This is a genomic window from Cohaesibacter marisflavi (assembly GCF_963665895.2).
GTDB classification, from domain to species: Bacteria; Pseudomonadota; Alphaproteobacteria; order Rhizobiales; family Cohaesibacteraceae; genus Cohaesibacter; species Cohaesibacter marisflavi.
On sequence record NZ_OY762534.1, the window covers coordinates 4,092,770 to 4,112,500 of the forward strand.

Consider the following 19,731-nt stretch of genomic DNA (forward strand, 5'->3'; position numbering starts at 1 on the left):
CCATGGCCTTGAATGATACCAATATGCAAATCCAAAGTCACCGCAAGCTGAAGCTGGGCATGGTTGGGGGCGGGGTTACTGCCTTTATCGGCGGCGTGCATCGCATCGCATCGCGCATTGATGATCGGTATGAGCTGGTCGCCGGTGCGCTGGATAACGATCCCGAACGAGGCAAGGCTTTTGCTGTTGCCATCGGCATTGCGCCGGATCGGGCTTATGACAATTATGAGGACATGATCAAGGCGGAAGCAAGCCGTGAAGACAAGCCTGATGTGATTGCCATTGTCACACCGAATTTTCTGCATTATCCGGTTGCCAAAGCGGCACTGGAAGCGGGTTTCCATGTTATCTGCGAAAAGCCGATGACCACATCGCTGGACGATGCCAAGGTGTTGGCCGAGACCGTAAAGAAGACCGGTAAGACGCTGTTTCTGACCCACACCTACACAGGATATCCGATGGTGCGTCAGGCGCGCGAAATGGTCGCCAATGGCGCTATTGGCGAGTTGCGCCGGGTGCAGGTGGAATATGCCCAGGATTGGCTTGCTGCGCCGGATGAAGACCCCGAAGCGGCAAGCGCAAACTGGCGCAATGATCCCAAGAAGGCCGGGCAAGGCGGAGCCATCGGCGATATCGGCACCCATTCCTACAATCTGGCCGCTTTCGTGGCCGGGGTGGAGCCAACCGAGATTTTGGCCGAGCTGACCGCACTGGTGCCGGGCCGACAGGTGGATGATGATGCCAGCATTCTGCTGCGCTATGCCAACGGGGCCAAGGGGTCCATTTGGGCCAGTCAGGTGGTTGCTGGCAATGGTAACAATCTTTCGCTGCGCATATATGGCTCTACCGGTGGCCTGGAATGGTGGCAGGAAAAGCCAGAAGAGCTGTGGTACACGCCGCTTGGTGAGCCGCGTCGCCTCTTGCGCCGCAATGGGGTTGAGAACACCCCTGCTGCAGTGGCTGGTAGTCGCATTCCGGCAGCGCATCCGGAGGGTTATCTGGAGGCTTTTGCCAATATCTATCGCGATGCCGCCGATGCAATCGAGGCAAACGAAGCAGCTGTGCTTGTACCAAATGCCGATGACGGTGTCAGCGGTCTGGCATTTGTTGAAGCCAGCCTTGAATCTTCGGCCAAGGGTGGTGTCTGGGTGTCACTCAAAGAGAAGAAATAGGCAACTGGATGGCGACGGGCGCTTCTAGATTTGGTCTTGCAGCCAGATGCTAAGAGGGGCCCTGTTGAGAAAAATTGATTTTCTGGGATAGACACATTCCGGACTTGCGGGAGAAACGTTGGCACGTTTCTCCCGTTTTTGTTGCTTGTAGTCTGGTCTATTTTGGGCGGGCAGAAAAAATCCTTGCAAAGGGGGTTGTAGGATTACGTATCCTTTTATACTATACCCCAGTATAGAATAGGTGATGCAACATGCCCAAAAGTCCCGAAGATAAAAAACGTGCTCTGACGCGCGTCCGCAAGATCAAAGGCCAATGCGAAGCATTGGAACGCGCAATCGAAGCTGGCGCGGACTGTACGCCTATATTGCAACAGATCGCAGCGGTACGGGGCGCCGTCAATGGGCTGATGGTTGAAGTCATGGACAGCCATATTCGGGAAGAATTCGTTTTTCCCGATGATCCCGGCGGCAAGAAAACGCAGGAACTGCTTCATCTTGTTCGGAACTATCTGAAATAGCGGCACCCAAAGGGTGTGGAAGGCCGGTCCTGGCGTTTTAGAAGCGGCTGGACCAGAAACTCAAAAAAGCAAAAGAAACATCGTGGTTTGTCAGCTTGAAGGCATCTCTTGGGAAAGGGATGCTTTCGGCGCCGAAACCACTCCCGGCTGGATAGGTGGATGCCTTGGTAGGGAGAGGGGAGGCGCCGAGCCGGTTGGCAAGGCGCGTTCGTCAAATCCGTTGACCAAGGATAACACTATGAAATCACGTGCTGCAGTCGCATTTGCGCCCAACAAACCTCTTGAAATCGTTGAAATCGATGTTGCTCCGCCCAAACATGGCGAAGTGCTGATCAAGATTTCCGACACTGGCGTATGTCATACCGATGCCTTCACCCTTTCCGGTGCGGACCCTGAGGGTATATTCCCGGTTGTTCTGGGCCATGAAGGCGCCGGTGTTGTTGTCGAAGTTGGCGAAGGTGTAACGTCTGTTGCTCCGGGTGACCATGTCATTCCGCTTTACACTGCTGAATGCGGCGAATGCGAATTCTGCAAATCGGGCAAGACCAACCTCTGTGTGGCCGTGCGCGAAACGCAGGGCAAGGGTCTGATGCCGGATGGCACCACCCGTTTCTCTTACAATGGCGAGCCGATCTTCCACTATATGGGCTGCTCCACCTTCTCCGAATATACGGTTGTGGCCGAGGTTTCCCTTGCCAAGATCAATCCGGAAGCCAACCATGAGCATGTCTGTCTGCTGGGCTGTGGTGTGACCACCGGCATTGGCGCCGTGCATAACACCGCTAAGGTTCAGGAAGGCGACTCGGTCGCTGTCTTCGGTCTGGGGGGCATCGGTCTTGCGGTTATTCAGGGTGCCCGTCAGGCCAAGGCTGGCCGCATTATTGCCATTGACACCAATCCGGACAAGTTCGAGCTGGCCCGTGAGTTTGGTGCAACTGACTTCGTCAATCCAAAAGACTATGACAAGCCGATCCAGCAGGTGATCATCGAGATGACCGGTTGGGGTGTGGATCATTCCTTCGAATGCATCGGCAACGTGGATGTCATGCGTGCGGCTCTGGAATGTGCCCATCGCGGTTGGGGGCAGTCTGTTGTTATCGGTGTTGCCGGAGCAGGGCAGGAAATCTCTACCCGTCCGTTCCAGCTTGTTACCGGTCGTCACTGGATGGGGTCTGCCTTTGGTGGGGTCAAGGGTCGCACCCAGCTGCCGGGTATGGTTGAGGACGCCATGAAAGGCGATATCGATCTGGAACCGTTCGTGACCCACGTCATGCCACTGGATGACATCAACAATGCCTTTGATCTCATGCATGAAGGCAAGTCCATACGCTCCGTGATCAAATACTGATCGCAGACATAGTGCATCCTATCCGGCGCGGCGGTCTTCTGCCGCGCCTCTTTTTGACAAAGCATCGGGGAAATCATGGACCGTATCGAACATCATGCCTCCTTCGGAGGAACCCAGAGCGTTTATCAGCATGCCTCTCAAGTGCTCGGCTGTGATATGAAGGTGGCCGTCTTTGTGCCTGATCATGAAGAGGGTGCTCGGCTACCGGTACTCTACTGGCTTTCGGGCCTCACCTGCACAGAACAGAATTTCATCACCAAGGCCGGTGCACAGCGTTATGCCGCAGAGCATGGCGTGATCCTTGTGGCGCCAGACACCAGCCCGCGCGGCGAAGGTGTGGCAGATGACGAGGCCTATGATCTGGGGCAGGGCGCCGGCTTCTATCTCAATGCGACGCAGAAACCATGGGCACAGCATTTCCAGATGGAAGACTATATCACCAAGGAATTGCCAGCCCTGATCGAAGCCACTTTTCCGGCCAGTGATAAACGCTCCATCATGGGCCATTCCATGGGCGGCCACGGTGCGCTGACCTTGGCCTTGCGCCATCCGGGGTTTTATCTGGCGGTTTCTGCCTTTTCTCCCATTGTGGCGCCGACGCAGGTGCCATGGGGTGAGAAAGCTTTTTCAGCCTATCTTGGCGATGATCGCGAGGCATGGAAGGCGCATGACGCAACCGCGCTTCTGGCTTCGGCTGAGGAGCGTCTGCCGATCCTGATTGATCAGGGAGATGCCGATGATTTTCTTGCCGGCCAGCTGAAGCCGGAGATTTTTGAGGCAGAAGCCAAGCGTGTTGGCCATCCGCTGACCCTGCGCATGCAGGAAGGACATGATCACAGCTACTATTTCATTGCCAGCTTCATCGGCGATCATATCGCCCATCATGCCAAGGCTCTGAAAGCCTGATTGGCCTGTCTGGCTGATTTTTCTGCCTCTTAGGGCGGTAATGCATCAAAGAGAGAGCCCCGTGCCTATCTGCGCGGGGCCTTTGCTTTGGGGCCGGTGGGAGTGGATCAAACGGGGTGGACATCAAATGCGCCATCTTGTTCCTGCTCTGCCATGATCTTTCCAAGCTGAGGGCCTGATTCATCGGATTTGAGGATACGTTCGACTTGCTCCTCGGTGCTTTCAGGCTCGGAATAGATGGCCTTGGCTGCTTTGAGCAGATCCTTCATGGCGTTATAAGCATAGTCGGAATCGTTGAGGAAGGACGTTGCCGACTGCATCTCCAGGTCTCCTGCACGGATATGGGCTTCTACCAGCTGGGTGCTGGCATTCTTGGCCTTCTTGATCTTGGCTAGCTCTTCCTCAAGCCACGCGCTATCCCGGCTGTCTTCATCCATCTGGTTGAGAGCGTGCAATTGAGCAAGAATGCGGGCGATTTCCGTGCGCAATGTATTATAGAGATCTGTCGCGGCTCCCATTGGCTTGCTGGTAAAGAGATTGGCGTTGCGTCGCATATGCTTGATGGCCTTGACGGCACGCACCATAGCCGTTGCGGCATTGCGCAGCCGGTAAGCGCGTTCCAGCACTGTGTGGGGAATGTCCTTGTCGCCGACCCGCGAGGTGAAATCGACGATAGCTGAGTAGAGTGTTTTCACCCGCGCCTCATAGCGGGCGTCGATATCCAGCTCGAAGGTGGAGCGACTGGATTGCACTGTGCGGGCGATGTCGTTGCTAGAATATAGTTGGTGCCGGTGGATGTTGAGGCCATGGGCGATCAGCTCTACGGCATTTTCCTGCAAATGAAGCACTTCCTTACGTAAAGCCAGTTCGATGGTTGCGGGGAAGGCGTCGACCGCTTCATTGAGATATTTGGGTTTGGAAATATCAAGCTTGGGTTCGGCAATCTGCTGGGTGAGAAAAGCGATCAGCCAGTTCATAAGCGGTAGCATGATGAGCACGCCCAGCACATTGAAGATGGTGTGAAAGACGGCGAGCTTGAGGGCATAATCCGTATCTGCGATGCCCATATGCAGGCTGACAAAATCGACCGCCTGCCTGAGCTGATTGATGAAGACCAGCGCCACGCTGGCGGTCACCAGATTGAAGATCAGATGGGCGAGGGCCAGACGCTTGCCTTGATAATTGGCCGTCAAAGAGCCGATGATTGCCGTGATGGTCGTGCCGATATTGGCGCCAATGGCCAGCGCCAACGCATTGGCATAGGAAATCTGACCAGCTGACAGACCTGTCAGGATGAGGACCATGGTTGCGTGGCTGGATTGCATAACCACTGTCGCAGCTGAGCCCACCAGCGTGTAGACGATGAGGCCAAGAATGCCGGACATGGCAAAGCGGGTGAGGTCGAACTGGTCCTTGAAGGCCTCAAAGCCCTCTTTCATGAAATGGATGCCCAGAAACAGGAAGCCCAGACCGGCCAGCACATAGCCTGCCCCACGCCAATATTTGTTGCGCTGGAAAACCAGCACAATGGCAACAGCCAGCATGGGCATGGCATAGGCGGAAATCTTGACCTTGAGACCGAAACCGGCAACCAGCCAGGCGCCGGTGGTCGTGCCGATATTGGCTCCGAATATGATGCCCACGCCCGCGATGAGGGAAATGAGCCCGGCGGAGAGAAAGGAAATGGTGATGACCGAGACCAGAGAACTTGATTGCATCAATGTCGTGGTGAGGATGCCGAAGCTGATGGAGCGCGAGGTCGAGCCGGTGGCTCTGGCCAGTATCTTTTCGAGAAAACCGCCGGAGAAGAGCTTGAAGCCATCTTCCAGCATCAGCATGCCAAATAGAAAAACTGCCACCCCGGCAGCGATTTCCTGAAAGTCTGAACTGAACCAGAAGGCGATCAGCAGCAGGGAAAGGATGAGGGGCAGCAGTATTTTCTTGAGCACGGGTGACCTCGTGTGGCTTGAAAGTGGGACTTCATATCTCATGCTACAGCAGAAAAATGAAGTCTCTTTAAGCGCACATAGTACACCTTAATTGTTAAGGAAGCATCATGCCTCTGAGTGCGAAATAGAACAAGGCAGCAAGCACGCCGGAAACGGGCACGGTGATGATCCATGCCGAGGCGATTTTCAGTAAGGTCGAGCGTTTGACCAACTGACGCTTGAGGGCCTTGCGCAATTTCTTGCGCTGTGCTGCGGAGATCACTGCCTCGGGCCCCATGGCCTTGAGGGAATCGAGCATGATCTTCTTTTCTTCGGCAGGCGCATTGCGGAATTCGGCCAGAACCTGTTCCACCTTGCTTAGATCAGGGCTGCCCACATGCTTGGCGAGCACATTTTCGACGACCTTGCCCATGCGCTGTTCCAGGAATTCACGCAAGAAGCCGACGCCAAAGACTGCGCCAAGTGCTACATGGGTGGAGCTGATCGGCATACCGAGCTGGCTGGCGAAGATAACCGTGATGGCTGCAGCCAGCGCAATACAGAAGGCGCGGGACCGGTCCAGTTCGGTGATTTCAGAGCCGACGGTGTGAATGAGTTTGGGGCCAAACAGCGCCAGACCAAAAGAAATGCCCAGAGCGCCGATCACCATGACCCAAAGCGGAATGGCAACCTGAGAATGATCCCCACCCGAAACCGTCAGCACTTCCACGATACCGGCGAGCGGGCCAACGGCGTTGGCCACATCGTTGGCGCCATGGGCGAAGCTCAAAAGGGCTGCAGCAAAGATCAACGGGATGGTGAAAAGCTTGTTGACGCCATCCGTGCCGTCTCCGATGCGATCGGTTGCCCGGGCGATCAACGGGCGGACGATGAAATAGCAAAGGACAGCCACGGCAGCGCCAATGGCCAGAGCGGCAGGAAACTCGATCTTGATGAGTTTCTTGATGCCTTTAAGGCAGAGATAGGTGGTGAAGGCCCAAGCCATGATTGAGACGACGTAAGGCATCACCTTGCGCGCCGCGGTAACCGGATCATCCTTGAAGAAAATCAGCTTTTTCAGCGTGAAAAGCGTCAGGGCAGCGATGATGCCGCCCGTGAGGGGCGAGATGACCCAGCTGGCCGCGATCTTGATCATGGAATCCCAGTTGACGATGTCCCAACCAGCGCTGGCGATCCCGGCGCCCATGACGCCACCCACAATCGAGTGCGTGGTGGAAACCGGAGCGCCAAGCCATGTGGCGGCATTCAGCCAGATGGCTGCGCCCATGAGGGCTCCCATCATAACCCAGATGAAAACATCCGTGTTGGCAATATCGGCCGGATCAATGATGCCTTTCTTGACGGTATGGACAACTTCGCCGCCTGCGATGATGGCGCCGCCCGCCTCAAACACCGCCGCTATGACAATGGCCATTGTCATGGTCATGGCAAAGGAGCCGACTGCGGGGCCGACATTGTTGGCCACATCGTTGGCGCCAATGTTCAGGGACATATAGGCGCCGATTACGGCCGCTGCGATCAGGAGAAAGGATTGGTCTACATGGGCAAACTGGGTGCCTGCGTAGATCATGACGCCGACCATGAAAAGAATGGCAGTACCCAGCCGCCCAACTTCAGATCTGCTTATATCAGTTGCGTTCTCTATCTTGAGATAGTCTCCAACCTTCATACTGCTTGCCTTTAGCTCTTCGCATCCTTGACGGTTATGTTTCTTTGTTCAAATCGACTTCAAAGAAGAGCACCGTTCTTTTTGCATAGATGAATTTCTGCTAGTGAGTTGGCTGCTGGTGGCGCCAGCCACAAAGGGAGTGGCGGAAATTTGTCGATATTTCCAGAAAAATCGACAAATAAAATTTCCAAAGCGCACCCCGTGCATTAAAAGAAAGAAGACGCCTACGAAGGGGTGCACATGGTGCACTCGTCCTGTTGAAAACCCAACGCCGGATTCCAGTCAGATTATGCTCTTTATTATGCGAAGCCTTGTTGCAAGCCTGTTCTTCTTCCTGTCTCTGACCGTTTCGGCTTTTGCCTGTCTGGATGAGGGCAATCCGGCACCGGATCGTGTGGATGATGCGCTCTATGCGCTATTCCTTGCGGATCTTGAAGAGATGGGCATGGACAATTTTGTAACGCGCTTTTGCGAGCTCGATACAGAGGATCGCACGCTGGCCATCGAGATCTTTGGCAGTGCTCAGAAGCAGGAAACGCCCGAGGATCAGTTCACGCTTCTGCGCATGGCGATCATGGTGCCGGATATTTCTGAGAATGTTGCCTGGGTGGCCAAGAATGCACGCATTCGCGAAGAGGGCGATGACTGGGAAAGCATCAGTATCAAGCGCTTTGTCTCGCATGTGCGCACACGCTTCCCTCAAACGCAGACCATTTTGAATGATGATTATCTGGACAAGATGGATGCGCTCTATCAAGCAGCCTTGGAGGCGGTACAGAACAAGGAACAGGCGGCTGATCAGGACATTGAAAAGACCAAAGCGGAGATCGACGCCTATGAGAAGAAGATCGCCGATCTAAAATGGAAAATTGAGGGCCTGAAAGACGAGCGCCGCGAGTATCGCGTTATGCGCCAGACGCTGGAAGCCGAGGAGTAGGGAACACCCGCTCCTCTATTCTCGTCTCAGCAGCTTGTCGACAATCAGATTGCTCCAGCGATCCGACTTGAATGATGCTTCAAGCGCATCTTCATCATAGACGGTATCTACCCACTCCAGAAATGAAATGTCGTGGGTGGCGCTGTAGCTGAGATATTCCTCAAAGAAATAATCGAGGATACCGGTTTTGGCCTGTTTGAAATGGCCATAACGCATCGACAATTGAGCGCGGGCCTCGTCGACGGGCACGTCTTCTTTGAGGATGAGATAAAGCGCGGAGACAAGGCTTGCCCGGTCTGCCCCCGCCTTGCAGTGAAGCAGGATCGGGTAGGACAGGGACTCGAAATAGCTTTTAAGGCCAAGGATCGTCTCCCGCGAAGGGGCACCACGCGAGCGGACCTGCAGATCATCGCGCAGATCAATGCCATAGGCCTCGCAGGCCTTGCGTTCCAGACGATCACTGCCGCAATCCCTTGGGCCACGCAGGTTGAGAATGGTCCGGATGCCCAGATCCTTTGCATAATAGCGGACCTGATGTGGCCATGGCTGGGAAGAGCGCCAGGCATTGGGAGAGACTTTATGCCGGTTGGCATAGGGCGTTCTGAACATGCCGTGATCAATGAAGATCATTTCGAAATAATCATAGATCGGCGCAAAGAAGCGGCGCAGCCATGCCGGAGAGATGTCTGCAATGGTATTTCTGAGACGAACAAGCTGCCTGAACAGGGCTTTGCGTGCTCTTTTCGTGAAGCGGACTTTCGGCATGGTATTCGGTATGTTCTCAGGTGAGTAGCTCACTCAGCATTTCCCTCAATCCATATTCGGAAGCGCACTCTGCTGCATCCAAAACGATTTCAGCCCCGTTGGCTCACAACTTTCTAACAAGCTCGAATCGCTTTCGAGACGAATTGGTTCGGTTCTCACCTTAAGCTGCCCGTAAATTGCCTTGTCTGCAATGAAAGAGTTGTCTCTTTCGACTATCGACGTTGCGCAACTGCATGGGCAGGCTTTGCCCGAAAAGCAGCGCTTTTCAGGCGCGAGTGACTTAGCAACCTTTCTTCTCTGCGTCAATGTTGTGGCTATGTATGTAGCCTATTAGTTTTTGCATAGGCCTGTGAAACAGAGATGAAGCTGCCGGTGATGGGCGTGGGCTCTATGTTCAAGAAGATACAGGCCCTGCCATTGGCCCAGCAGCATGGAGGCATTTTGAACCGGAATGGTGAGGCTGACCGACGTCACCATGGTCTTGATATGGGCGGGCATATCATCCGGCCCTTCCAGTGAATGCTCATAATAGCGGTCTTCGGGGGCGAGATCTTCCAGAAAGGAGAGGAGGTCTTCCTGAACGGTGGGATCAAAATTCTCCTGTATCGTAAGGGAGGCGGATGTGTGCTTGCAAAAGAGCGTCAGGGTACCTGATTGGGCGCCGGAATGTGCCAACCAATGGGCAACCTCGCGCGTAATGGTGTGCATGCGCTTTCCTGATGTCTTTATCGAGAGGGTATCGTGCAGGACATTGAACATAGGCTCATCCATTCGCTGGAGACTTTCAATCAGATTATCATAGTCTAGGGTTTATATGCGTTGTGTTCCGAGAATCAATGGGCAGACCCTGCTTGGGGAACACAAAGGGAGACATATTCTATGACGATCACGCGAAGAGACCCGATAGCCTATATGGCGGGCACGCTTTCAGATGGCGAGCGCACCGCTTCTATTACTGAGGAAGGGGGCGGTGGCAAATTCACGCCCGACGGAAAAGCCTTGCCCTTTGCGGGCAATACCTTTCTTTGCCATATCGATCCATCATCACGGGCCTATCGCGCCCTTGTCTCCATGCAGCAAGAGATCAAGGCCGGTCCTTTTGCGCATCTCTTCGCTTTTCTGCCAGCTGATAGCCTGCATATGACGCTTTTTCAGGGTGTGTCGCCGGGATGCATCAGCCCCTCGGAAGGCTGGCCAAAAGATATCCCTCTGAGGAATAGTCGGGATAGCGTGACACAGGCCTTTGTTCAGCGTCTGACCGGTCAGCATTTGCCAACAGGCATGAACGTCACAGCCTTGGACCTTTTCGCTCTTCACTCGGTAACGGTGTGCGGCGCCACGCCACAGGATGAGCAAATGCTCAGGCAGGTGCGTGAGATCCTGTCTCAACTGACATCAATCCGCTATCATGCACACGACTCCTATATATTCCATGTCACACTTGCCTATCCGTTGACCTTTACCGACAAGGATACGGCAACAGCGATCCATAAAGAGAGTGCCAGACTGTTCGCCAGATACGAAAAGGATCTCTCTGATATCAGCATGGCCGCCGTTGAATTTTGTAACTATGAGACCATGCTCCAATTCGAGCCGGTGATGGTGTTCAAGGACTAGGAGATGTGCGGCTTTTTGCGAAGAAATGAATATTTATACTCACTTTTTACAAGGCTGAGAGCCTCTCGTTCGTGTGCTCGAGTGAGGCGTTTTTCTCGGTCAGCAAATTCTTGCGACACCATGGCGGGCTTTGCTTACTCATCTTTTGATTGCTGAGACTTTTGTAGGCACGCTGTGGTGTGATTGCCCATGAAAGTAGCCGGATCATCCATTTACGAGTTTTAATAAGTATTACTTAATGAGTGGTGGGAGATATTTTCGATAGGGAGGAAACTATGAAACTTAGCTCCATTCTGCTCGCTAGTGCGCTTGTTCTGGCTCCAATGACCGCAATGGCTGCGGGCAAAACGGTTGGTTTTTCGCAGATCGGTTCTGAATCCGGTTGGCGTGCTGCTGAAACCACTGTTACCAAACAGCAGGCTGAGGAACGCGGTGTTACCCTGAAATTTGCTGATGCTCAGCAGAAACAGGAAAACCAGATCAAGGCTCTGCGCGGCTTCATTGCCCAAGGTGTTGATGCCATCTTCCTGGCCCCGGTAGTTGCAACCGGCTGGGACTCCGTTCTTGAAGAAGCTCAAGACGCTGAAATTCCTGTTATTCTGCTCGACCGTAAGGTCGATGCCGACCCAAGCCTTTATATGACCGCTGTCACGTCTGACACCGTTTATGAAGGTGAAGTGGCTGGCAACTGGCTCAAAGACAAAATGGCTGGCAAGGACTGCCGCATTGTCGAGCTGCAGGGCACGACGGGCTCGTCTCCGGCGATCGACCGCAAAAAAGGCTTCGAGAAAGCCATCGCGGACGCATCCAATCTGGAAATCGTACGCAGCCAGACCGGCGACTTCACCCGCGCTCAGGGTAAGGTCGTTATGGAAAGCTTCCTGAAAGCTGAAGGCGCTGAAAATATTTGCGCTCTTTATGCTCACAATGATGACATGGCCGTTGGTGCCATTCAGGCCATCAAGGAAGCTGGTGCAAAGCCGGGTGAAGACATTCTCGTTGTTGCAATTGACGCTGTGCCTGACATGCATCTGGCCATCGCCAACGGCGAAGCAAACGCAACCGTTGAGTTGACCCCGAATATGGCAGGTCCTGCTTTTGATATTCTGGATGCCTACTGGAAAGACGGCACCATGCCTGAAAAATGGGTCCAGACTGAATCCAAGCTCTACACTCAGGATGACGACAACAACGCCATCTATGAAATGAAGAAGAGCCTTGGCTACTGATCTCTGACAATCGTTGGTGGTGGGCAGAAACTCTGTCTGCCACCACGCTCATTCGGCTTTTCACCCAATTCTGGTAGCCTTCAGGATCACACCATGTCTACGACCCCCGAGCCGGTCCTACAGGCGACTGGCGTTTCCAAATTCTTTCCCGGCGCCATCGCGCTGGATGATGTTTCCCTGTCTCTTTATCCCGGTGAAGTGCATGCCCTTCTGGGAGAGAACGGAGCGGGAAAATCCACTCTTATCAAATGTTTGACAGGTGCCTACAAACGCGATGCTGGCACCATTCTGCTCGACGGTAAAGAAATCGATCCGCGCGATCCGCAAGGAAGCCTCGCGCTGGGTATCGGTACTGTCTATCAGGAGGTAAACCTCCTTTCGAACATGACGGTCGCCGAGAATCTGTTTCTTGGCTGGCAGCCCATGCGCCATGGCATGATCAACAATCGTGAAATGGTCAAGCGCTCCAAAGAGGTCCTGTCCGGCTTTGGCCTGGATATCGACCCCTCTCAGCTGCTTTCTAGTTATTCGATTGCCATCCAGCAGGTGGTTGCCATTGCGCGTGCTGTGGAGCTGGCCGGTAAGGTGCTCATTCTGGATGAGCCAACCGCCAGTTTGGACCGCGAGGAGATCGATCTGCTCTTCTCCGTTGTGCGCAAACTGACTGAACGGGGTCTCGCGGTGGTTTTCATCACCCATTTCCTTGATCAGGTTTTCGAGATCTCCGATCGGGCTACGATCCTGCGCAACGGGCGCATTGTCGGTACGCGCGAGCTGGCCAATGCCACGCAAACCGAAATCGTGACCATGATGCTCGGGCGTCAGCTTGAAGAAGCCAAGAAAGAGCGCGGCAAGGCCGTGATCGGCGAAACCATTCTCGAGCTGAAAAACTACGGGCGCCGCGGCACCATCGAGCCGTTTGACATGATCCTGCATAAGGGAGAAGTCATTGGTCTGGCCGGACTGCTTGGATCGGGGCGCAGTGAGACTGCCGGAGTGATTTTCGGCTCCACACCTGCCGATCAGGGAACCGCCACGCTCAATGGTGAGGCCATCAAGATCGATAGCCCCAGATCCTCCATTCATCTGGGGTTCGGTCTCTGTCCTGAAGACCGGAAAACAGACGGCATCGTGGGCGATCTTTCGGTAAGAGAGAATATCATTCTCTCGTTGCAGGCAAGGCGCGGCTGGACACGGCCGATCTCTCGAGCGAAGGCAGAGAAGATCGCCGAGGATTACGTCAAGAAACTGGATATCCGTCTGGCCAGTCTGGATATGCCGATCCGACTTCTCTCCGGTGGCAACCAGCAAAAGGCGTTGCTTGCTCGCTGGCTGGCAACCGAGCCGGACATCCTCATTCTGGATGAACCGACCAGAGGCATTGATGTTGGTGCGCATGCTGAAATCATCGAGCTTATTCAGACCCTTCGCGAGCAGGGCATGGCCTTGATCGTGGCCTCATCCGAGCTGGAGGAATTGATTACCTATTCCAGCCGGATTGTGGTTTTGCGAGATCGTCGGCAAGTCAAAGAGCTTCAGGGCGACGAAATTTCCATTGGTGCGATCGTTCGATCCATCGCTGAAGAAGGAGGGGCGCAGCTATGATGGGCGGTACTCTCCGGCGCATTGCGCCGCAGCTTATAATTCTCGGAGTGGTGATCCTGCTCAACTTCATCGTCTTTCCGGGCTTTTTCTCCATTGAATTCCAGAATGGTCGCTTGTTTGGCAACATTATCGATGTGCTGAATAGGGGCGCGCCGGTGGCTCTACTGGCTACGGGCATGACCTTGGTGATTGCCACCAAGGGGATTGATCTTTCCGTGGGTGCCGTAATGGCGATTGCTGGAGCTGTTGCCGCTTCGGTCGTTACGGCTGGGGGCGGATGGTTCCTTGCTCTATTGGCGGCTTTGGCTGCCGGTTTGGCCTGTGGCTCATGGAACGGCATTCTGGTTGCCGTTTTCCGCGTGCAACCAATTGTTGCCACGCTGGTTCTTATGGTTGCCGGGCGCGGGATCGGGCAGTTGATCACCGAAGGCAAGATCATGACCTTCAATGATCCAGGTCTTATCCATCTGGGGGCTGGTACCATTCTGGGACTACCGACACCGGTTTATATCTGGGTGATCATGGGCGGGTTGATAACCTATGTGGTCCGCCGCACGGCTCTGGGAATGCTGATTGAATCGATCGGTATCAACGAGACATCTTCACGGTTGGCCGGTATCAACTCTCGGGTTCTGCTTGTTGCGGTTTATCTGGTCACCGGTTTCTGCGCCGCGCTGGCTGGTGTGGTCGTCGCTGCCGACATCAAGGGGGCTGATGCCAACAATGCAGGCTTATGGATGGAGCTTGATGCCATTCTGGCTGTCGTTATCGGCGGCAACTCTTTGCTCGGTGGCCGCTTCTCGATCATCGCGTCCCTTTTGGGGGCACTCATTATTCAGTCAGTGAACTCTGTCATTCTGCTTTCGGGCATGCCGCCTGAATTCAACCTGGTGATCAAGGCGCTGCTGATCATCGTGATCCTGTTCATCCAGTCTCCTGCGGTTCAGCACGCGATCTATCTCTTCCGTGCATCGACACCGCCTCATGCGCCCAATGAAAATGGGGCCAAGAATAATCAGACCGCCAAGGAGAGTCTGTCATGATGAAATCGCCAAGGCTTCCGCTTTATATGACCATGGCGACCTTTGTTCTCGCCTATATGCTGTGCATCTGGGAATTCCCGAGCATGTTTTCCAGCCGGGTTGTGGCCAACTTGCTGACTGACAACGCCTTTCTCGGCATAACAGCTGTTGGCATGACCTTCGTCATCCTTACCGGTGGTATCGACCTTTCGGTTGGCTCCGTGATCGCCTTTACGGGCGTCTTTCTCGCCGTCATTCTGCGGGATACGTCCATTCATCCGCTTGTTGCCTTTGGCATGGTGCTCGCCATTACCATCGCTTTCGGGGCAGCAGAAGGGGCCATCGTCCATTATCTGGAGATGCCTGCCTTCATTGTGACATTGGCGGGGATGTTCCTCATGCGAGGGCTTGCCTATGTGCTGTCGACGGATTCTGTGCCCATCACGCATGAATTCTATGATGTGCTGCAATCGATCTACTGGAAGGCGCCAGGTGGCGGACGGTTCAGGCTGATCGGCGGCGTGATGTTGCTGGTTTTCATCGGGGCGATGATCGTCTTGCACCGGACAAAGTTCGGCAAGAATGTCTACGCCCTCGGAGGAGGTGTGCAAACGGCCCAGCTGATGGGGGTTCCCATCGCACGAACGACCATTCTCATTTATGCGACATCGGGCGGTCTGGCAGGACTTGCAGGAATCGTCTATTCCCTCTACACATCAGCCGGCTATTCATTGTCGACGGTGGGCGTGGAACTGGACGCCATCGCTGCGGTGGTGATTGGTGGCACATTGTTAAGTGGTGGCACGGGATTTGTGGCTGGAACCTTTTTCGGTATTCTGATTATGGGATTGATCCAGACCTATATCGTTTTTGATGGCACCCTTTCGAGTTGGTGGACCAAAATCGTTATCGGCGTTCTGCTGTTCACCTTTATCATGCTGCAGAAGGTATTGGCTTGGGCGACGACGGCGAGAAGAAAACCAGCAACAGAATTCGCGATGCGATCATGAGCCTGACGACCGCTGGAGGTACCTCTCAGCAGGCCTTCAACAACACTTCCAAAGTTGTTGATCAACTGGGTATGGCCATTGTCTCGGGCGACTATGCCGAACAGACGATGATCCCGCTTGATCCGGATCTTGAAGAAATGTTCGGGGTGTCTCGGACGGTCATTCGCGAAGCGAAAAAGACCCTTGTGGGAAAGGGGCTGTTGCAATCAAAAGCCAAGGTGGGGACGCGGGTGCGCCCCTCCTCGGACTGGAGCATGTTCGACCCCGACGTTCTGCGCTGGCATGCGTCTTTGAGAAAGCCAGGGCCTTTCATGAATGAACTGCATGAAATCCGCCTGATTTTTGAGCCTGCGGCAGCCGCTCTTGTTGCCCGGCGTGGTCTCGGGGAAGAATGCGCCGCTCTCACTGCCGAGTGTGAGCATATGGCTGCGGCTGAGGACTATGTCTCTTATGCCGTTGCCAATATCGAGTTTCACACCTCCATTCTGCATATGTCGGGCAATCGATTTCTATCATCTCTGGGCGATATGGTGCAGGCTGCGCTCTTTTCTGTCTATCGGTTGGGCTGTGACAATGCGCGCATCAATCCGGATGGAAATGTGCAGCAGGCGTCCATTGATACCTATTGGCAGATCGTCGAGGCGATCAGAGCCAAGGACGCCAAGCGTGCTGAGACGACCATGGCGGATGCCATCGCGCTTTTCAAAGCCAATATCTCTTAAATCCCCTTTCCTCTGCTCCTCCCTTCTTGTCGTTCCCCTTTCATTGCTTTGCTTCACCGGCTGGACCATGCTTCAGTCTTCCGATTTCATCTTGCTGGTTATGGACTTTAGAATGTCCGCGATCTGAAGGAATTCGTCTCGCAAGGGGTTGCTGCGCCGCCAGACCATACCAATGGTGCGTTTCGGGGCCGGGGTCGGCAAATGCGCAATGGAAACCGGCGCAGATCGTGTTTCCACGCCGACCGCCATTTCCGGTATCAGAGTCACGCCGATCCCGGCTCCTACCATCTGCACCAATGTTGCCAGAGAGCTGCCCTCCATGAGATTGCGGGGTGGGGCCGCGCTGTTGTTGCAATAGGAAATCGCCTGATCCCTGAAGCAATGGCCTTCTTCCAGCAATAGCAGGCGCATCGTCTGAAGCATTTCCGGATTGGGTACCGGTTTGTTTGCATCCTGTTGCGCTCGTAACAGGACAAATTCTTCGTCCAACAAGGCCAACTCCTCTAAAGATGGTTCGGAGATGGGCAAGGCGACAATCGCCGCATCCAGTCGGGCTTCCAGCAAATCGGTGATCAGTTTCTTTGTTTTGGCTTCTCGTGGTCGCAAATCCAGCCCCGGAAAGCGTTGCCCCATGACCTTTATAAAGTCAGACAAGAGATAAGGAGCCACCGTAGGGATGATGCCAAAGCGGAACTGGCCTCCCAAAGGGCCTTGCGTGCTGCGTGTCAGATCTTCCAGCTCCTTGACGGAATGCAGGATATGCTGGGCGCGCTCTGCAAAGGCGCCTCCTAGCGCCGTCAGATGGATCTGACGTGATCCGCGTTCAACGAGAGACGCGCCGATCAGCGCTTCCAACTCCTTGATCTGAACCGAGAGGGCCGGTTGGGTCACATTGCATTCTTCTGCTGCTCGTCCGAAGTGATGGTGGCGGGCCAGGGCATCGAAATAGCGCAGGTGTTTCATGGATAGGTTTGTCATTAGAAAATCTTATCACTTATCTTAGAAAATGCAATTTCCGTTTATGGAACTCATCTGATAAAAATAGCATTGTCAAAAGAGAAGTGCGCGAAAGGGTCGGCCTCGCGAAAAGGGCTGCCAAACCATATTAAATGACAAGATCTGTCTTGTTGAAACAAGAACGATTGATTGATTTTTTGGAGGACCAAATGGATCACAGCGACACCAAATCGACCGGTAAGTGCCCCGTCATGCACGGTAGTAATACGGCTATGGGGACTGGCGTCATGGACTGGTGGCCGAATGCCCTTAATTTGGATATTCTGCATCAGCATGACACCAAGACCAGCCCTTTTAGCGAAGATTTCGATTATACCGAGGAAGTCAAGACACTCGACTATGCGGCGGTCAAACAGGATCTTCGGGATCTGATGCATGACAGCCAGGATTGGTGGCCTGCCGATTGGGGCAGCTATGTGGGCATGTTTGCGCGTGTGGCCTGGCACGCTGCAGGGTCTTATCGATTGGCTGACGGCCGCGGCGGCGGTGGCACGGGCAACCAACGTTTTGCGCCGCTCAATTCATGGCCCGATAACGTCAATACCGACAAGGGCCGCCGTCTGCTTTGGCCGATCAAGAAGAAATATGGCAACAAGCTCTCTTGGGCTGACCTGATCATTCTGTCTGGTACGGTCGCTTATGAAGAAGCCGGATTGAAGACCTTCGGTTTCGGTTTTGGTCGCAAAGACATCTGGCATCCGGAAAAAGATACCTATTGGGGGGCTGAAAAAGAATGGCTCGCACCAAGTGATGGCCGCTATAGCGATGTAGACAAGCCCGAGACCATGGAAAACCCTCTGGCCGCAGTGCAGATGGGTCTCATCTATGTGAATCCGGAAGGCGTTAATGGCGAGCCCGATCCGATCAAAACAGCGGCGCAGATCCGCGAAACCTTTGCCCGAATGGCGATGGATGATGAGGAAACCGTTGCGCTCACCGCCGGTGGCCACACCATAGGCAAATGCCACGGGAATGGGCGGGCTGAAGATTTGAGCCCGGATCCGGAAGCCTCTGGTCCTGAATATCAGGGCATCGGCTGGATGAATACCAAGGGGCGTGGCATTGGGCGTGACACGGTCGTCAGCGGTATCGAAGGTGCATGGACCTATGAACCGACCAAATGGGATATGGGCTATTTCGATTATCTGTTCGGCTATGAGTGGGAGCTTAAGAAGAGCCCAGCGGGCGCTTGGCAGTGGATGCCGATCGACATGAAGGAAGAAGACATGCCGGCTGATGTGGAAGATCCCTCTATCCGCTGCGCACCGATCATGACGGATGCCGACATGGCCATGAAAATGGATCCGGTTTACAATGAAATCTGCCAGCGCTTCATCAAGGATCCCGACTATTTCTCCGACACTTTTGCGCGTGCATGGTTCAAGCTGACTCACCGCGATATGGGGCCTAAGGCGCGCTATATCGGCCCATGGGTTCCAGATGAAGAGCTCATCTGGCAGGATCCTGTGCCAACTGGCCCGTCTGATTACAATGTCGAGGCTGTGAAGGCCAAGATTGCAGATAGCGGACTGTCTATTGGCGAAATGGTTGCCACCGCTTGGGACAGCGCCCGCACCTATCGTGGATCGGACATGCGAGGGGGTGCCAATGGCGCGCGCATTCGTCTGGCTCCGCAGAAAGATTGGGAAGGCAACGAGCCGGATCGTCTGGCCAAGGTTCTTGCTGTTCTGGAGCCGATTGCCGCAGAATTTGGTATTAGCGTCGCTGATGCCATCGTACTTGCCGGTAATGTCAGTCTGGAAAAGGCCATCAAGGCAGCCGGCCTTGATGTTGCCGTGCCGTTCGCTCCGGGGCGGGGGGATGCAACTGACGCAATGACTGATGCGCCTTCCTTCGATCCTTTGGAACCTTTGGCCGATGGCTATCGCAACTGGGCCAAGAAAGATTATGTGGTTAGCCCAGAAGAGATGTTGCTCGATCGCACGCAGCTGTTGGGTCTGACTGCAAGAGAAATGGCTGTGTTGGTTGGCGGTATGCGTATGCTTGGCACCAACTATGGAGACACCAAGCATGGTGTATTCACCGAGCATGAAGGTGCTCTGACCAACGACTTCTTCGTCAATCTGACGGATATGGCCTTCAAATGGGTGCCGACTGGCAAGAACACCTACGAAATACAGGACCGCAAAACCGGTGCTGTGAAATGGACTGCAACCCGCGTGGATCTTGTCTTCGGGTCAAACTCCATTCTTCGTTCTTACGCTGAAGTGTATGCGCAGGACGA

Annotated in this window: 17 protein-coding genes (1 of these 17 running past the window's edge); 12 read left to right on the forward strand and 5 right to left on the reverse strand. The window is 54.3% G+C overall.

What is annotated here, in order from left to right:
* Positions 1–2 precede the first annotated feature (2 nt).
* The 4 genes from ACKPCT_RS19330 (at position 3) to fghA (ending at position 3,944) form a co-directional block, all read left to right on the forward strand.
* Positions 3–1,172 carry a Gfo/Idh/MocA family protein gene (locus tag ACKPCT_RS19330; protein WP_090075343.1) on the forward strand — a complete coding sequence of 390 codons (1,170 nt, stop codon included), beginning with the start codon at positions 3–5 and terminating at the stop codon, positions 1,170–1,172.
* A gap of 251 nt (positions 1,173–1,423) precedes the next feature.
* Positions 1,424–1,690 (forward strand): metal/formaldehyde-sensitive transcriptional repressor, encoded by a 267-nt coding sequence (locus ACKPCT_RS19335; RefSeq protein ID WP_090075344.1) that lies wholly within the window; start codon positions 1,424–1,426, stop codon positions 1,688–1,690.
* A 238-nt stretch (positions 1,691–1,928) separates the two neighbouring features.
* A complete protein-coding gene (locus ACKPCT_RS19340; RefSeq protein ID WP_090075362.1) occupies positions 1,929–3,038 on the forward strand; it encodes an S-(hydroxymethyl)glutathione dehydrogenase/class III alcohol dehydrogenase in 1,110 nt (369 codons plus the stop codon).
* A 75-nt stretch (positions 3,039–3,113) separates the two neighbouring features.
* Positions 3,114–3,944: an S-formylglutathione hydrolase gene (gene fghA / locus ACKPCT_RS19345; RefSeq protein WP_090075345.1), complete on the forward strand. Its 831-nt coding sequence runs from the start codon at positions 3,114–3,116 to the stop codon at positions 3,942–3,944.
* A gap of 107 nt (positions 3,945–4,051) precedes the next feature.
* Here fghA and ACKPCT_RS19350 read toward each other — a convergent pair whose 3' ends face one another.
* Complete coding sequence (locus ACKPCT_RS19350) at positions 4,052–5,893, reverse strand: Na/Pi cotransporter family protein (RefSeq protein ID WP_319567685.1); 1,842 nt, start codon at positions 5,891–5,893, stop codon at positions 4,052–4,054.
* A gap of 94 nt (positions 5,894–5,987) precedes the next feature.
* Positions 5,988–7,562, reverse strand: a complete 1,575-nt coding sequence (locus ACKPCT_RS19355; RefSeq protein WP_090075347.1) for an inorganic phosphate transporter — start codon at positions 7,560–7,562, stop codon at positions 5,988–5,990.
* A 289-nt stretch (positions 7,563–7,851) separates the two neighbouring features.
* Here ACKPCT_RS19355 and ACKPCT_RS19360 point away from each other — a divergent pair, with 289 nt between their 5' ends.
* Positions 7,852–8,499: a hypothetical protein gene (locus ACKPCT_RS19360; RefSeq protein WP_319567686.1), complete on the forward strand. Its 648-nt coding sequence runs from the start codon at positions 7,852–7,854 to the stop codon at positions 8,497–8,499.
* Positions 8,500–8,514: 15 nt separating this feature from the next.
* Here the strand turns inward: ACKPCT_RS19360 and ACKPCT_RS19365 are convergent, their stop codons facing one another.
* Together ACKPCT_RS19365 and ACKPCT_RS19370 are read right to left on the reverse strand one after the other, a co-directional pair.
* Positions 8,515–9,297: a protein tyrosine phosphatase gene (locus tag ACKPCT_RS19365; protein ID WP_319567687.1), complete on the reverse strand. Its 783-nt coding sequence runs from the start codon at positions 9,295–9,297 to the stop codon at positions 8,515–8,517.
* A gap of 297 nt (positions 9,298–9,594) precedes the next feature.
* Entirely contained in the window at positions 9,595–9,972 is a 378-nt protein-coding gene (locus ACKPCT_RS19370; protein ID WP_244544807.1) for a secondary thiamine-phosphate synthase enzyme YjbQ, read from the reverse strand.
* Between the two features lie 171 nt (positions 9,973–10,143).
* Between ACKPCT_RS19370 and ACKPCT_RS19375 the strand changes: the two genes are divergently transcribed.
* The 6 genes from ACKPCT_RS19375 to ACKPCT_RS19400 all read left to right on the forward strand — a co-directional run bounded on the left by ACKPCT_RS19375 (position 10,144) and on the right by ACKPCT_RS19400 (position 16,469).
* The gene (locus ACKPCT_RS19375; RefSeq protein WP_319567688.1) at positions 10,144–10,881 is read left to right on the forward strand and encodes a DUF1868 domain-containing protein; all 738 of its coding nucleotides are present in this window, start codon (positions 10,144–10,146) and stop codon (positions 10,879–10,881) included.
* Between the two features lie 275 nt (positions 10,882–11,156).
* Positions 11,157–12,110: a galactofuranose ABC transporter, galactofuranose-binding protein YtfQ gene (ytfQ, locus tag ACKPCT_RS19380; RefSeq protein WP_090075350.1), complete on the forward strand. Its 954-nt coding sequence runs from the start codon at positions 11,157–11,159 to the stop codon at positions 12,108–12,110.
* 93 nt (positions 12,111–12,203) lie between these two features.
* Positions 12,204–13,715, forward strand: coding sequence for a sugar ABC transporter ATP-binding protein (locus ACKPCT_RS19385; RefSeq protein WP_090075351.1), 1,512 nt, complete (start codon positions 12,204–12,206; stop codon positions 13,713–13,715).
* Positions 13,712–14,758: an ABC transporter permease gene (locus ACKPCT_RS19390; RefSeq protein WP_210186844.1), complete on the forward strand. Its 1,047-nt coding sequence runs from the start codon at positions 13,712–13,714 to the stop codon at positions 14,756–14,758. Before ACKPCT_RS19385 ends, ACKPCT_RS19390 begins: the two co-directional genes overlap by 4 nt.
* Complete coding sequence (yjfF, locus tag ACKPCT_RS19395) at positions 14,758–15,747, forward strand: galactofuranose ABC transporter, permease protein YjfF (RefSeq protein WP_090075352.1); 990 nt, start codon at positions 14,758–14,760, stop codon at positions 15,745–15,747. Before ACKPCT_RS19390 ends, yjfF begins: the two co-directional genes overlap by 1 nt.
* Positions 15,744–16,469, forward strand: coding sequence for a FadR/GntR family transcriptional regulator (locus tag ACKPCT_RS19400; protein WP_319567689.1), 726 nt, complete (start codon positions 15,744–15,746; stop codon positions 16,467–16,469). The genes yjfF and ACKPCT_RS19400 overlap by 4 nt, the downstream gene beginning before the upstream one ends.
* Positions 16,470–16,541: 72 nt before the next feature.
* Here the strand turns inward: ACKPCT_RS19400 and ACKPCT_RS19405 are convergent, their stop codons facing one another.
* Entirely contained in the window at positions 16,542–17,447 is a 906-nt protein-coding gene (locus tag ACKPCT_RS19405) for a hydrogen peroxide-inducible genes activator (RefSeq protein ID WP_319567690.1), read from the reverse strand.
* A 188-nt stretch (positions 17,448–17,635) separates the two neighbouring features.
* Between ACKPCT_RS19405 and katG the strand changes: the two genes are divergently transcribed.
* On the forward strand, positions 17,636–19,731 hold the 5' portion of the coding sequence (gene katG, locus ACKPCT_RS19410) for a catalase/peroxidase HPI (protein ID WP_090075366.1). 82 nt of this gene lie beyond the right edge of the window; only the first 2,096 of its 2,178 coding nucleotides appear in the window; its start codon is at positions 17,636–17,638; the stop codon falls past the right edge of the window.